At 68.0% G+C, this 15292-nt stretch carries 10 protein-coding genes; 9 read left to right on the top strand and 1 reads right to left on the bottom strand.

Annotation, left to right across the window (positions count from 1 at the left end):
* The first annotated feature begins 30 nt into the window (after window positions 1-30).
* The 9 genes from QPK27_RS00750 to QPK27_RS00710 all read left to right on the top strand — a co-directional run bounded on the left by QPK27_RS00750 (window position 31) and on the right by QPK27_RS00710 (window position 13357).
* Window positions 31-2397, top strand: a complete 2367-nt coding sequence (locus tag QPK27_RS00750; protein ID WP_290416284.1) for a M1 family metallopeptidase — start codon at window positions 31-33, stop codon at window positions 2395-2397.
* Complete coding sequence (locus QPK27_RS00745) at window positions 2394-2888, top strand: DUF6702 family protein (RefSeq protein WP_290416283.1); 495 nt, start codon at window positions 2394-2396, stop codon at window positions 2886-2888. The genes QPK27_RS00750 and QPK27_RS00745 overlap by 4 nt, the downstream gene beginning before the upstream one ends.
* Before the next feature lie 110 nt (window positions 2889-2998).
* Complete coding sequence (locus tag QPK27_RS00740; protein WP_290416282.1) at window positions 2999-3748, top strand: 2OG-Fe dioxygenase family protein; 750 nt, start codon at window positions 2999-3001, stop codon at window positions 3746-3748.
* Window positions 3749-4386: 638 nt separating this feature from the next.
* Complete coding sequence (locus QPK27_RS00735) at window positions 4387-5544, top strand: efflux RND transporter periplasmic adaptor subunit (RefSeq protein ID WP_290416281.1); 1158 nt, start codon at window positions 4387-4389, stop codon at window positions 5542-5544.
* Between the two features lie 21 nt (window positions 5545-5565).
* A complete protein-coding gene (locus tag QPK27_RS00730; RefSeq protein WP_290416280.1) occupies window positions 5566-8697 on the top strand; it encodes an efflux RND transporter permease subunit in 3132 nt (1043 codons plus the stop codon).
* Window positions 8698-8747: 50 nt separating this feature from the next.
* The gene (locus QPK27_RS00725) at window positions 8748-9470 is read left to right on the top strand and encodes a response regulator transcription factor (protein WP_290416279.1); all 723 of its coding nucleotides are present in this window, start codon (window positions 8748-8750) and stop codon (window positions 9468-9470) included.
* On the top strand, window positions 9457-10734 hold the full coding sequence (locus QPK27_RS00720; RefSeq protein ID WP_290416278.1) for a HAMP domain-containing sensor histidine kinase: 1278 nt from the start codon (window positions 9457-9459) through the stop codon (window positions 10732-10734). The genes QPK27_RS00725 and QPK27_RS00720 overlap by 14 nt, the downstream gene beginning before the upstream one ends.
* A gap of 99 nt (window positions 10735-10833) precedes the next feature.
* Window positions 10834-12483 carry a phosphoethanolamine--lipid A transferase gene (locus QPK27_RS00715; RefSeq protein WP_290416277.1) on the top strand — a complete coding sequence of 550 codons (1650 nt, stop codon included), beginning with the start codon at window positions 10834-10836 and terminating at the stop codon, window positions 12481-12483.
* The gene (locus QPK27_RS00710) at window positions 12452-13357 is read left to right on the top strand and encodes a phosphatase PAP2 family protein (RefSeq protein WP_290416276.1); all 906 of its coding nucleotides are present in this window, start codon (window positions 12452-12454) and stop codon (window positions 13355-13357) included. Before QPK27_RS00715 ends, QPK27_RS00710 begins: the two co-directional genes overlap by 32 nt.
* Here QPK27_RS00710 and QPK27_RS00705 read toward each other — a convergent pair.
* On the bottom strand, window positions 13260-15287 hold the full coding sequence (locus QPK27_RS00705; RefSeq protein ID WP_290416275.1) for an LTA synthase family protein: 2028 nt from the start codon (window positions 15285-15287) through the stop codon (window positions 13260-13262). The two genes, QPK27_RS00710 and QPK27_RS00705, sit on opposite strands and share 98 nt — an antisense overlap.
* Window positions 15288-15292 lie beyond the last annotated feature (5 nt).

The following is a 15292-nucleotide window of genomic DNA, read 5'->3' as shown; positions in this document are numbered from 1 at the left end:
GCCGGTGCTTTCATTTCCAGCCTGCCCCACATGATGCTCAAGCCCCTGCACGCCAGCCTCGCCGCCATTACCCTCGGCCTGGCCTTCACCGCCCACGCCGCCGGTCCGGCCTTCGACGACAAATTCCGCCAGCTCGACGAACTGCTGCCGACGCCGGGCGAGACCCGCACCGCGTCCGGCGCGCCGGGCCACGCCTACTGGCAGCAGCGCGCCGACTACAAGCTGCGCGTGACGCTGGACGAGAATGCGCGCTCGGTCAGCGGCTCGGGCACCGTCACGTATCACAACAATTCGCCGGACACGCTCTCCTACCTGTGGGTGCAGCTGGACCAGAACATGTTCCGCGGCGATTCGGACAACCGCAATATCTCGACGCTGCCTTCGCGAAGCGCGTGGCAGGCGCGCGGCAACGATGGCGTCAAGTTCGAGGCGCTGCGCTTCCAGCTTGAGTCGCGCACCTTCGCCGGTGGCATCGACATTCAAAGCGTGACCGGCAGCGATGGCCGTCCGCTGCCGCACGTGATCAACAAGACCATGATGCGGATCGACCTGCCGCAGCCATTGAAACCTGGCGCGCGCACCTCGTTCAACATCACCTGGAAATTCAACATCCCCGAGATGAACGTGCTCGGCCGCCGCATGGGCTTCGAGCGCTTCAAGGACGGCAACGACATCTACGAGATCGCGCAGTGGTTCCCGCGCATGGCGGCCTACTACGACATAGCCGGCTGGCAGAACGCGCAATACCTGGGCGACGGCGAATTCACGCTCGAATTCGGCGACTACGACGTGCAGATCACGGTGCCGTCGGACCACGTGGTGGCCGCCACCGGCGAGCTGCAGAACGCCGGCGACGTGCTCACCGCGGCCCAGCGCGACCGCCTGAAGCAGGCCCGGACCGCCGGCAAGCCGACCATGATCGTGACCCAGGCCGAGGCGATGGCCACCGAAAAAGGCCGCGCCAGCACGATGAAAACCTGGCGCTTCAACGCAAAGAACGTGCGCGACTTCGCGTTCGCCTCGAGCCGCAAGTTCATCTGGGACGCGCAAGGCATCAAGAGCGGCAAGCAGGACGTGATGGCCATGTCCTACTACCCGGCCGAAGCCAATCCGCTATGGGAAAAGTATTCGACCCCGGCCGTGGTCCACACCATCGAGCAGTACAACAAGTACTCGTTCGACTACCCGTATCCGGTGGCGATCTCGGTCAACGGCCCGGTGGGCGGCATGGAATACCCGATGATCTCGTTCAACGGCCGCCGTCCGACCAAGGACGCCAAAACCGGTGAGCTGACCTATTCGCGCGCCACCAAGTATGGTCTGATCAGCGTGATCATCCACGAGGTCGGCCACAATTACTTCCCGATGATCGTCAATTCGGACGAGCGCCAGTGGACCTGGATGGACGAAGGCCTGAACAGCTTCCTGCAGTTCCTGGCCGAAGACGCTTGGGAAGCCAACTACCCTGCGCGCCGCGGCGAAGCGCGCGACATCGTCGACTACATGCGCAGCACCAACCAGGCGCCGATCATGACCAATGCCGAATCGACCCTCCAGCGCGGCAACAACGCGTATGCCAAGCCGGCCACCGCCCTGAACATCCTGCGCGAGACCATCCTCGGGCGCGAGCTGTTCGACTTCGCGTTCAAGGAATACGGCGAGCGCTGGAAGTTCAAGCGTCCGACCCCGGCCGACTTCTTCCGCACCATGGAAGACGCGTCGGGCACGGACCTCGACTGGTTCTGGCGCGGCTGGTTCTACACCACCGACGCGGTCGACATCAGTGTCGATGGCATGACCGAATACACGGTCTCGAGCCAAGATCCGGAAGTGGAAAAAGCCTGGGCGCGCGCGCAGAAGGCCGCACAGCCGCTGTCGGTGACCGACCAGCGGAATAAAGGTATGGCGCGCCGCGTCGATGCCCATCCCGAGCTGAAGGACTTCTACAACGAGAACGACGAGTTCACGGTCACCAACAAGGACCGCAACAAGTATGCCGAAACGATGGCCGGCCTGGAGGATTGGCAGAAAGACCTGCTCAAGGAAGGCAAGCACCTGACGCTGGTCGACTTCTCGAACAAGGGTGGCCTGGTGATGCCGCTGATCGTCGAGCTGCAACTCAAGAGCGGCAAGAAGACGATTGAGCGCATCCCGGCCGAGGTGTGGCGCTATTCGCCCACGAAGATCACCAAGCTGTTCATCACCGACGAGCCGATCGTCGGCCTGACCCAGGACCCGTACTGGGAGACCGCCGACATCGACGTCAGCAACAACAGCTGGCCGAGGAAGCCGACGCCTTCGCGCCTGGAACTGTTCAAGACCAACACCGATCCAAGTAACCTGATGCGTGACGCGCGTACGCCGCTGAAGAACGCCCTTCCAAAGGCTGCCGAATGAGACTGCATGGTTTGAAAAGTGTGTTCGCGATCCTGTTGCTGTGCGTGAGCGCGGCAACGAGCGCGCACCGCTTCCACTTCGGCATGACCGACATCTCGTACAACGCGCGCACCAAGAGCACCGAGATCGTCCACAGCTACACCGCGCACGACATCGACGCCCTGCTGCTGACCCTGCACGGGCGCCAGTTCGACCTGGGCGACCCGGACGACCAGCAGGTGCTGCGCAAGTACATCGAGAGCCAGTTCTGGCTGGCCGGGAAGGATGGCGCGCGCCTGCCGGTCAAATGGGTCGGCATGACGGTCGACGCGCAGAGCGTGACCATCTACCAGGAGCTGGAAAAGTCGCCGCTGTCGCGCACCGTCACCGTGCGCCAGGGCGTGCTGATGGACCTGCTGCCCGAGCAGGTCAACACCGTCAACATCAACGACGGCGGCGTGGTGCACTCGCTGACCTTCATGCGCCGCAAGCTGGAACAGCCGGCGCGCTGAACATCGGCGCGGCGTGGCTTTGTGTTCAAGGCCGCGCCCGCTTCGTTTGACACCGGTCAAGAACCGGCCAGGGTCTGACCGGCGTCGATGAAAAATGCTACGCTAGCCGGATGACTACTTCGCAACCTCCCTCGCACCTTCCTTATACGGCGCCGTCGCAACTGACGGCCGCCCTGCGCGACAGCGGCTACGCCCTGTTGCGTCCTTCCGACGTCGCTGCTCTGGCCGGCTGCGGCATCGCCGAACTCGACACCCTGGCGCCGAGCTGGAACCGGCTCGAGCTGGACAACTACCTGAAGGACGGCGGCCGCTACCGGCGCCGGCGCCACTCCTGCTTCATCGACGACGGCGCTACCCTGAGCCAGACGCCGCACCGCGCCCACTGGCAGCCGGTCGAATACAACGCCCTGCACGGCGGCATGCACCGCCTGTTCGCGCCGGTCGAAGGCGACACCGTCGCCAATCCCTGCTGGGAGCGCCTGCTGCGCGCGTTGGGCGGCGTGTGTTCGGAAGTGCGCGGCCAGCGCAAGTGGTACGTCGAGGCGCACCAGTTCCGCATCGATACCGCCGACGGCATCGGCCGCCCGACCCCGGAAGGCGCGCACCGCGACGGCGTCGATTTCGTGGCCGTGATCCTGGTCAAGCGCGAGAGCATCAAGGGCGGCGAGACGCGCGTGTTCGACGCCGACGGTCCCAACGGCCAGCGCTTCACCATGCTCGAACCCTGGACCATGCTGCTGCTCGACGACGCCGCCGTGATCCACGAATCGACGCCGATCCAGCCGCTGGGCGAGCACGGCCACCGCGACACGCTGGTGCTGACCTGGCGCGCCGACGGCTTCCAGGGCGAGAACGCCTGATCCACGTCTGGCGGTATCGCAATGTAGGGTTGGCGGCTCTGCCGCCGACGCGGCGGCCGGCCCTCCGGTGATTGTTACGGATGCCGACCTCGCGCGGATGATTTTGCTGCTAACTATCACAGCGTCGGCGGCGGAGCCGCCAACCCTACGCAGCTGCGGTATTTCCACGATCCAGGCAAAAAAAACGCCCGCGAAACCTGGGGGTTTGCGGGCGGGAATCCAATTTTCGGAGAAAACTGGAGGAGACGGTTCCAATATAGCCCAACTTATTGTGCAGTGCAATACGGTAGAACTACGGTTGTTGTTTCAATAGAGGAAGCCCTCTAACAAGATCAGCTTTCGACACATTTTGCGGCACTGCGCCATGCTGCAATGACCCGCTTTCCACCTTTTCGGCCACGATCTTCACGATATTTCGTGTGTTTGAGTTAGATCAAAACGCTCTTTCCCACATTGTTGTGTGAGTTAGTCGCAACAGCCTCCCGCATCAATCGCGGCCGATTGCGGTCGAACCATCACGCGCCGCTCCACCGCGACTCCACCGCCAGCTGTAATTGTTTGTAATGACAGCGCGTGCACCGCCGTCCGGCAGGCGCCATTTGCTACACTTAGTTGCTTACCCAAAAGTGTTAGAGACCATGAGAACGATCCGACATCCCCGTGCCCTCGCCCTGGCGGCAGGCGCCGCTGCCCTGTGCGCGCTGGTCGCGCTGGCCACCTCGAACGGCGCCACTGCCAAGGACGAAAAGGCCGCCGCCCCGCGCCCGGCCCTGACCGTCACCACCGCGCGCGCCAGCGCGACCCGCCTGCCGATCCGCCTCGACGCCAACGGCAGCATCGCCGCCTGGCAGGAAGCGGTGATCGGCAGCGAGACCGGCGGCCTGCGCCTGACCGAGGTACGGGTCAACGTCGGCGACGTGGTCAAGAAAGGCCAGGTGCTGGCAGTGTTCTCGGACGAGACCGTGCGCGCCGAAGTCGACCAGGCGCGCGCCGCGGTGCAGGAAGCCCAGGCCAACGCCTCGGAGGCCTTCGCCAACGCCGAGCGCGCACGCAAGCTGGAAAGCTCGGGCGCGCTCAGCGCCCAGCAGGTGACCCAGTACATCACCGCCGAGCGCACCGCCAACGCGCGCGTGCAGTCGGCCAAGGCCACGCTGACCCAGCAACAGCTGCGTTTGAAATACACCCAGGTGGTGGCGCCCGACAGCGGCGTGATTTCGGCGCGCAGCGCCACCGTGGGCGCCGTGGTCGGCGTCGGCGCCGAGATGTTCCGCATGATCCGCCAGGGCCGCCTGGAATGGCGCGCCGAGATCACCGCGCCCGACCTGGCCCGCATCAAGGCCGGCAGCCGCGCCGTGGTGCGCGCCGCCAGCGGGGTCGAGGTGGCGGGCAAGGTGCGCACCGTGGCGCCGTCGGTCGATCCGCAGACCCGCATCGCGCTGGTCTACGTCGACCTGCCGCCGTCGCTGTCCAGCGACGCGCCGCTGAAGGCCGGCATGTTCGCCAGCGGCCGCTTCGAGCTGGGCGCGTCGAACGCCTTGACGCTGCCGCAGGCGGCGGTCGCCGTGCGCGACGGTTTCAGCTACGTGTTCCGCCTGGGCGCCGACAACCGCGTCAACCAGGTCAAGGTCAGCACCGGACGGCGCCTGGGTGACCGCATCGAGATCACCGGCGGCCTGAGCGCCGAGGTGCCGGTGGTGGTCAGCGGCGCCGGCTTCCTGAACGACGGCGACCTGGTGCGCAATGTGGCCGCGCCAGCGCCAGCGCCGGCGGCCGCGCGCACCACCGCGGCCAAGTAAGCTCAGTTAGGTAATCACCCGATGAATTTCTCCGCCCTTTCGATCCGCAACCCGATCCCGGCGATCATGCTGTTCGCCCTGCTCACCGTGGCCGGGCTGCTGGCGTTCAAGGCCAGCAAGGTGCAGGACTTCCCCGACATCGAACTGCCGATCGTCACCGTCACCGCCACGCTGGATGGCGCCGCACCGGCCCAGCTCGAGACCGAAGTCGCGCGCAAGCTCGAAGACTCGATCGCCACCCTGCAGGGGATCAAGAACATCTATACCCGCGTGCTCGACGGCGTGGCCACCGTTACCGTCGAATTCATCCTCGAGCGCGATCCCTCCGACGCCGTCAACGACGTGCGCGACGCGGTCTCGCGCGTGCGCGCCGACATGCCGCCCGAGATGCGCGACCCGAGCGTGACCAAGACCACCACCGCCGGCCGCGTGGTGTCCACCTTCACCGTCGCCGCGCGCGAGGGCTCGGGGCTGGACGACCAGGACCTGAGCTGGTTCGTCGACAACGACGTCGCCAAGCGCCTGCTGAGCGTGCCGGGCCTGGGCTCGGTCAAACGCGTCGGCGGCGTGGCGCGCGAAGTGCGGGTCGAACTGGACGATGCGCGCATGGCCGCGCTGCGCGTGTCGGCGCTGGACGTGTCGCGCCAGCTGCGCAACGTGCAGCGCGAAGCGCCGGGCGGACGCGGCGACGTCAGCGGCGCCGAGCAATCGGTGCGCACGCTGGCCACCGTGCGCACTGCGCAGGAACTGGCGGCAATGGACATTCCGCTGCCGGACGGGCGCCACGTGCGCCTCGACCAGGTGGCGCGCGTGCTCGATACGGTCACCGAACCGCGCGCCCTGGCCGAACAGGACGGCAAGAAGGTGGTCGCCTTCGAGATCTTCCGCACCCGCGGCGCCGGCGAGATCGACGTCGCCACCGGCGCGCGCGAAGCGGTGGCCCAGCTGCAGAAAGAAAACCCGAAGCTGGTGCTGCACGAAGTGATCGACAACTCGTTCTCGGTCGAAGAGAACTTCGACGCCTCGATGCACATGCTGTACGAAGGCGCGCTGCTGGCGGTGCTGGTGGTGTGGTGGTTCCTGCGCGACTGGCGCGCCACCCTGATCGCCGCCGCCGCGCTGCCGCTGTCGGCGATCCCCGCCTTTCTTGGCCAGTACCTGTTCGGCTACACGCTCAACATGGTCACGCTGCTTTCCCTGGCGCTGGTGGTGGGCGTGCTGGTGGACGACGCGATCGTCGAGATCGAGAATATCTCGCGCCACCTCCACATGGGCAAGACCCCGATGCAGGCGGCGCTGGAGGCGGCCGACGAGATCGGGATGGCGGTGATCGCCACCACCTTCGCGCTGGTCGCGGTGTTCTTGCCAACCGCCTTCATGGGTGGCATCCCCGGCAAGTTCTTCAAGCAGTTCGGCTGGACCGCGGTGCTGGCGATCCTGGCGTCGCTGCTAGTGGCGCGCCTGCTCACGCCGATGATGTGCGCCTACCTGATGAAGGCGCCCAAGAAGCCATTGGGCGGCGACGGCCACGCGCCGCAGGACGGCGCCCTGATGCGCTGGTACCTGCGCGTCATGCAGTGGTGCCTGCGCCATCGCGGCCTGACCATGCTGGGCGCGGCCCTGTTCTTCGCCGGCTCGCTGGCGCTGGTGCCGCTGCTGCCGACCGGCTTCGTGCCGCCCAACGACCGCTCGCAGACCCAGATCAACGTCGAGCTGGCGCCCGGCTCGACCCTGGCCGAAACGCGCGCGGTCGCCGAGCGGGTGCGCCTGGAAGCGATGAAGGTCACCGGCGTGAAGAGCGTATTCAGCTCGATCGGCGGCGGCTCCAGCGGCGACGCCTTTGCTCCCGGCGGCGCGGCCGAGGCGCGGCGCGCGGTGCTGACCCTCACCACCGTGCACCGCGACGAGCGCAAGGTCGGCCTGGACGACATCGAGCGCCGCATCCGCGAAGCGCTGGCGCCGATTCCGGGCGCGCGCTTCACGGTCGGCGCGCCCGACACCGGCACCAAGCTGCAGCTGGTGCTGCGCAGCGAAGACGCGGCGGCGCTGACCGCCACCGCGCGCGAGGCGGAGCGCCAGCTGCGCACCCTGGCCGGCGTCGGCAACGTCAGCTCCAGCGCCTCGCTGGTGCGCCCCGAGATCATCGTGCGTCCTGATTTCGCGCGTGCGGCGGATCTCGGCGTCACCGCCGCCTCGATCGGCGAGACGGTGCGCGTGGCCACCGCCGGCGACTACGATCAATCCCTGGCCAAAATGAACCTGGACGAGCGCCAGGTGCCGATCCGGGTCAAGCTGCCGGACGCGGTGCGCGCCGACCTGGACGCCATCGGGCGCCTGACGGTGCCCGGCGCGAACGGTCCGGTGCTGCTGTCGAACGTGGCCACCATCACGGTCGACAGCGGCCCGGCCCAGATCGACCGGCTCAATCGCAGCCGCAACGTCACGCTCGACGTCGAGCTGCAGGGCCGCTCGCTGGGCGAAGTCAACGCCGAGGCGCGCGCGCTGCCGGTGTTCGGGTCGCTGCCCTCCTCCGTGCAGATCGCGGAGCTGGGCGACGCCCAGGAGATGCAGGCGCTGTTCAACAGCTTCGGCGTGGCGATGACGATCGGCGTGCTGTGTATCTACGGCGTGCTGGTGCTGCTGTTCTCGGACTTCATGCAGCCGGTGACGATCCTGGCGGCGCTGCCGCTGTCGATCGGCGGGGCGTTCGTGGCGCTGCTGGTGACGGGCAATGCGCTGTCGATGCCGACCATGATCGGCCTGATCATGCTGATGGGGATCGTGACCAAGAACTCGATCCTGCTGGTGGACTACGCGATCCTGGCGCGCGAAGCGGGCATGGGCCGGTTCGAAGCGCTGGTCGACGCCTGCCACAAGCGTAGCCGCCCGATCGTGATGACCACCATCGCGATGGGCGCCGGCATGCTGCCGCTGGCGCTGGGCCTGTCGGGCGACCCGAGCTTCCGCTCGCCGATGGCGGTGGCGGTGATCGGCGGCCTGATCACCTCGACGCTATTGAGCCTGCTGGTGGTGCCGGCGGTGTACACCTACGTCGACGACTTCGAGGGCTGGATGAAGCGCCAGACGCGCCGCCTGCGGCGCAAGCAGGCGTCCGCGGCGCCGGCCAAGGTGGAACAGCACACTCCGGGCTGAGGCTGTGCGCCCGCTCCGCCGGGCGCACGAATGCCCTTACAATATCGGCCATGCGCATCCTCATCGTCGAAGACAATCCGGACATCCTGGCCAACCTGTACGGTTTCCTGGAGCCGAAAGGCTACACGCTCGACTCGGCCCGCAATGGCTATGCGGGCCTGGCCCTGCTGTCGGAAAACAGCTATGACGTCATCGTGCTCGACATCATGCTGCCCGGCCTGAACGGGCTGGAACTGTGCCAGAAACTGCGTTCGGAATTGCGCCTGGCGACGCCGGTGCTGATGCTGACCGCGCGCGACAGCCTGCCCGACAAGGTGGCCGGCTTCGACAGCGGCGCCGACGACTACCTGGTCAAGCCGTTCTCGATGATCGAACTCGACATGCGCCTGCGCGCGCTGCAGCGGCGCGCCGCCGGCAGCCACGCGCTGTCCAGCGCACTGCGTTTCGGCCCGCTGGCGTTCGACCCCGAGCTGCAGGAAGCGTCGCGCGACGGCGAGCGCATCACGCTGACCAAAACTGGCTACACCCTGCTGCGCTGCCTGCTGGGCGCGGCCCCGCGCATCGTCACCCGCGAGACGCTGGAACAGGCGGTATGGGGCGACGACCGGCCCGAAAGCGACGCCCTGCGCACCCATATCCACGCGCTGCGCCAGGCGCTCGACAAGCCGTTCGGGCAGCCGATGGTGCACACCGTGCCGGGCGTCGGCTACCGCCTGGTGCTGCCCGAGGCGTCCACGCCTGCCACCGGCGCCGGGCCCGATGCGCGCGGCTGATTCGCTCAGCCGGCGCATCATCGCCGTCTTCGTCCTGTTCGGCGTCGTGCTCTCGCTCCTGTGCGCGGGGCTGGCCGCGCTGGCGATCGAGGGCATCGAGGTGCACCTGGTCGACAACCGCCTGGCCGACGTGGCGCAGTGGGCGGTGCCGCGCCACGCCGCCGGCCTCGAAGTCGACCTGCCGGCCGGCCTGCGCTTCCACCAGGGCGACGCCATCCCGCCGGCGCTGCGCCACCTGCCGACTGGCGTGTCCAGCGTCGACGTCGACGGCACCGGGCTGCAGGTGCTGTCGGGCAGCGCTGAACGCGGACCGTATGTGGTGGTCGACTACGAAAGCGACTACGAAAAGGTCGAACTGGTGGTGTACTCGATGTTCGGCGCCCTGTTCCTCGGCTTCCTGCTGCTGGCCGCCAGCCTGGGCGGCTTCGTCGGGCGCCGCATCGTGGCGCCGATCCAGCAACTGGCCGACGCCGTGGGCCAGGGCAGCGCCAGCCTGCCGCTCACCGGGCGCAAGGACGAACTGGGCATCCTGGCGCGCGCGCTCGACGCCCATACCTCGGAACTGCGCGCTTTCCTCGACCGCGAACGCTTCTTCACGGGCGACGTCAGCCACGAGCTGCGCACCCCGCTCACGGTGATCATGGGCGCGGCCGAGGTCATGCTGCACGACCCCGCGATGGCGGCCAGCCGCGCCCCGGCCGAGCGCATCTACCGCGCCGCCCGGGAAGCGACCGAATGCGTCAACGTCCTGCTGCTGCTGGCGCGTGCGCCCGAACTGGCGCGCCTGGCCCCGGTCTCGGTGGGCGACATCGCGCGCCGCGAAACCGAACGCCTGCAGCCGATGGTGGCGGACAAGCCGGTCGTGCTGCGCTGCGCCGGCGACGCCGCGATCGAGGTCCGCGCGCCGGCCGAACTATGCATCTCGGCGATCGGCAACCTGGTACGCAACGCCTGCCAGTACACCGAGCGCGGCGCCGTCACGGTATGGCTGGAGCCGGGCAAGGTGGTGGTCGACGACACCGGCCCCGGCCTGCCGGCGGCGGTGCGCGCCACGCTCGACGCCGGCGAGCCAGGCGAGCCGGGCGAACGCGGCGCGCCGTCCAGCGGCTCGGCCGGCACCGGCCTGGGCTTGTCGCTGGTGCGCCGCATCTGCGAATACCTGGGCGCCACGCTCGAGTATGAGCAGCGCAGCGGCGGCGGCAGCCGCTTCACCATCACCTTTGCCACCCAGGACGCCGGGCCGGCGCGGCTCGGGCAATCCTAACGCGATCCTGACGCCGCCTTGACCGGCGCCTGACACGCCCCTGCCTATCCTGAGCGACAGGCGGCGGCTGGTCGCCGCCGTGTCCAATGGGGTCCCTGGGTGAACAAATTTTTCGCACGACGCATCGACGCGTCCATCGTGGTGGCGCTGGTGGCGCTGCTGCTGGCGGCAGCTGCCAACGCCCGCTTCTGGTCGGCCTTCATCGGCGCCGCCGGCGGCCTGTCGTATGCCAGCCTGCCGCTGCTGGCCGGCACCTTCCTGATCGTGGTCCTGTTCTTCAATGCCTGCCTGACCGCGGCCAGTTTCCGCTATGTGGCCAAGCCGGTCCTGATCGCCCTGCTGCTGGGCGCCGCGGTGGCCAGCCACTTCATCGCCGCGTATGGCATCGTGATCGACAAGGCGATGATCCAGAACGTGTTCGAGACCGATACCCGCGAGGCGTTCGAACTGCTCGACTGGCGGCTGGCGCTGCGCGTCGCCGTGCTCGGCGTGCTGCCGTCGCTGTGGGTGGCGCGCGCCCGCATCCGCTTCGCCCACGGCGTGCGCGGCCTGCTGCGGCAGGCCGGCATCGCCGGCGGCTCGCTGGCGCTGGCCGCGCTGCTGCTGATGTGCCTGTTCAAGAACCTGGCGCCGGCGCTGCACGAGCACCGCGAGCTGCGCTTCCTGCTGGTGCCGACCAATGTGATCCAGGCGGTGCACGGCTACCTGCATGGACGCTGGGCGCGGCCGGTGGTGGTGGCGCCGCTCGGCCGCGACGCGGTCAAGGGCGCGGCCTGGGCCGGCCAGACGCGCAAGACCCTGACCGTGATCGTGGTCGGCGAAACGGCGCGCGCCGCCAGCTTCTCGCTCAACGGCTACCCGCGCCAGACCAACCCGCGCCTTTCCCGGGTCGACGGCCTGGTGAACTTTTCGAATGTCAGCGCGTGCGGCACCGCCACCGCGGTGTCGGTGCCCTGCGTGTTTTCGAACCTGGGGCGCGACGGCTACAGCCATTCCAGGGCGGCGGGCCAGGAAGGCCTGCTCGACGTGCTGGCGCATGCCGGCCTGAAGGTGCTCTGGCGCGACAACAATTCGGGCTGCAAGGGCGTGTGCGACCGGGTGGCCTACCAGGACCTGTCGCGCCCGACGCCGAACGACAGCCGCTGCCGCGGTGACGAGTGCTACGACGAGCGCCTGCTCGACGGCCTGCCCGAACTGGTGCGCGCCGGCGCCGGGGACACGGTGCTGGTGCTGCACCAGAAAGGCAGCCATGGCCCGGCCTACGCCAGCCGTTATCCGCAAGGCTTCGGCCGCTTCGGGCCGGTGTGCGACGGCGGCCGGTTCGAGAAGTGCTCGCGCGCGTCGATCCAGGCCGCCTACGACAACACCATCCTGTACACCGACCATGTGCTCGGCAGCGCCATCGAGCGCCTGCGAACGCTCGCGCGCGAACAGGATGTCGACACGGCGCTGCTGTATTTTTCCGACCATGGCGAGTCGCTGGGCGAAAACAACGTCTACCTGCACGGTGCGCCCTACATGCTGGCGCCAAGCGAACAGACGCGGGTGCCGATGATGCTGTGGATGTCGGACGGCTTCAGCGCGCGCTTCGGCATCGATCGCACCTGCCTGAACGCACGCCGTGGCCAGGCGCTGTCGCACGACAACGTGTTCCATTCGGTGCTGGGGATGCTCGACATCCGCACGGCGGTGCTCAATCCGCGCCTGGATCTGTTCCATGCCTGCATCCGCACGCCGGCGCATGCGTGAGGTCGACCACCCCGCCCGCCCACGGCTGCTCGATGGCCGCAGCGGCGCTTTCCTCGCAACGCTGCTGGCGCTGACGGCAGCGGCGATTGCCTGGATCGGCCAGTACAGCGACATCGACCTGCGCCTGGCCGACTGGCTGTACGACGCCGGCGCGCGCACCTTTCCATGGCGCGACGCCCCGCTGGCCGCCACCTTCAACCATGTCGTCCTCAAGGCGCTGGCGACGCTGGCGGCGCTGGCCTTCATCGGCGCCGCCGTACTCGACCTGGCCCGGCCGCGCGCCCGGCGCGATGCGCTGGCGCGCCTGCGGCTGCGCGTGGTCGCCACATGCGCGCTGCTGGTGCCGCTGACGGTCAGCCTGCTCAAGCGCGCCAGCGTGTCGCATTGTCCGTGGGATCTGGCGCGCTACGGCGGCAAGGAGCCTTATCTGCGCCTGTTCGACGCGCTGCCGGCCGGTATCGAAGCCGGCCACTGCCTGCCGGCCGGCCACGCATCGGCTTCGCTGTGGCTGGTGGCGCTGGCGGTGTACTGGCTGCCGGCGCGTCCGCCGCGCCGGCGTGGCGCGCTCCTGGTCGCACTGACGGCGCTGGCGTTCGGCGGCGCCAGCGGCTGGCTGCAGCAGATGCGCGGCGCCCACTTCCTGACCCACACGCTGTGGTCGATGTGGATCGCCTGTACGATCGTGCTGGGGGTGATCTTCGTGCTGCAATGGCAGGCGGCGCGGCGCCGCAGTGACGCCGGATGCCTGGCGCCGGCCGCCTGGCACGTGACACTGCTTATGGCACCCGGTAGCGCTGCTCGCGGTACAGCAGCGACGGCAGCATCACATGCGCCATCGCCTGGTCGACCCGGGCCTGCCCGGCGGGAGCGGTGAATGCGGAAAATTCGCCGCGCACGGCGTCGTAGCTGCCCGCCAGCGGTGCGTGGCCCGGCTGCAGCACGGTCGCGCCCGCTTCGTCCAGATAGGCGAACACGTCGTTGTACTGGATCAGGGCGCGCCCCGGCGACGTGCCATCCTTGACGAAGTCGCGCCCGATCATCGGATGCGTACTGGATACGCCCAGCAGCGACAGCAGCGTCGGCGCCAGGTCGATCTGGCTGGCGATTTGCTGGATGCGGCGCGGCGCGATGTCGGCGCCCAGGATCAGCGCGGGAATATGGAATTTCTTGATCGGCACCAGGCTGTTGCCGTAGACCCGGTTGTCATGGTCGGCCACGATCAGGAACACGGTGTCCTTCCAGTAGGCCTGTTTCCTGGCGGCGCGCATGAAATCGCCCAGCGTGTGGTCGGCATACTTGACCGCGTTGTTGACGGTCTGCTTCTCTTTGTCGTGCAGCGTGATCTTCCCGTCCGGGAACTCGAACGGCGCGTGGTTCGACGAGGTGAAGATGAGGCTGAAGAACGGCTTGCCGCTCTCCACCCGCTGCGCCTGCAGCTGGCCCAGGCGTTCGAGCGACTTGGCGAACAGGTCTTCATCCGACGCGCCCCAGCTGCCGACGAAGGATGGCTTCATGTCGCCGATATCGACGATCTTCTGGAAGCCGTTGCCCGTGAAAAAACTGCGCATATTGTCGAAGTGGGCCTCGCCGCCATACACGAATTCGGTGTGGTAACCCTGGCGTCCCAGGCCGTCGGCCAGCGTGTAGAAATTGCGCTGCGCCAGCGACAATTTGACCGTGCTGCGCGCCGGCGTCGGCGCATAGCCGGCCACCACCGCCTCGATGCCGCGCACCGAGCGGGTGCCGGTGGCATACAGCTGCTCGAACCACCAGCCCTGGTCCTTGAGGCGCTCCAGCTCCGGCGTCACCGCCAGGCCGCCAAGCGACTTCACGAAAGTCGCGCCCAGGCTTTCCTGCAGCACGATCACCAGGTTCAGCGGCTTGTCGCGCTGGATCGCAGCTGGCTGATGATGCAGCGTCGGCAGCCCGGGATCGGAAAATGCGGCATCGCGCAGCCAGGGCGCGGCCTTGACTTCCTCGAAGACGCGCGCGCGCGGAAATTCGCCATAGATCTCGGACGACCTGGCTTCGTGCTCCATTGCGCGCAGCGCCTCGAGCACCGACCACGGCGAATTGATGATGAGCGAATTGACCATCGCGTCGCCGCTGAGCGCGAACAGCGCCGGATTGGCGGGGCGGTGGCCGGTGGTCGAGCGGATCTGCATCACCACCAGCAGGCACAGGCACGGCCAGACCAGCAACAGCCGGCGCGCCGGCCATGGCTGCATGGCGGCGGCAGTGCGCCGCATCAGCCGCACCAGGGCAACGCCAAGGATCGCGGTCAGCGCGCAACCGAGCAGCAACGCGGTGCGAAAGCCGTTCCATAAGGTCGAGAATACTTCTTGCGGATAGTTCAGGTATTCGATGAACAGGCGGTTCGGACGCACGTCGTACTGCATCAGGAACTGCGGCGTGGACAGCTCCATGAACACGATGAAGACCAGCGCGGCGCCGGCCCAGACGGCGGTCCCGCTGCGCCACAGCGCGAAACTGCGGCGCTGCGCCAGAAGCGGGGCCAGCAGCAGTGGCGGCGCCAGCAGGTAGCCCAGCAGGATCAGGTCGGCGCGCACGCCCTGGACCAGGATCCCGGACAGGATGCCGGCGGCCTGCACCCGCTGCCATTGCCAGGCGACCAGTGCCAGGCGCGACAGCGACAGGATGAGGAGACCGGCCAGCAGCAGCGCCAGCAGGCTGGCGAAGGGGCCGGCCAGTACGGCCAGGCGCCATGGACGGGGGGCGGCTGCCAGGGACTGGCGCGTGCTGACGGCCACGCCTTGCGAAAGAGGAAGCTTCTCGGTATTCATGGATT

The sequence above is a fragment of the Massilia sp. YIM B02443 genome (assembly GCF_030411955.1).
Taxonomy (GTDB): Bacteria; Pseudomonadota; Gammaproteobacteria; order Burkholderiales; family Burkholderiaceae_D; genus Telluria.
The sequence above is the reverse complement of the archived record's forward strand: the minus strand, read 5'-3'. Positions and strand labels throughout refer to the sequence as shown.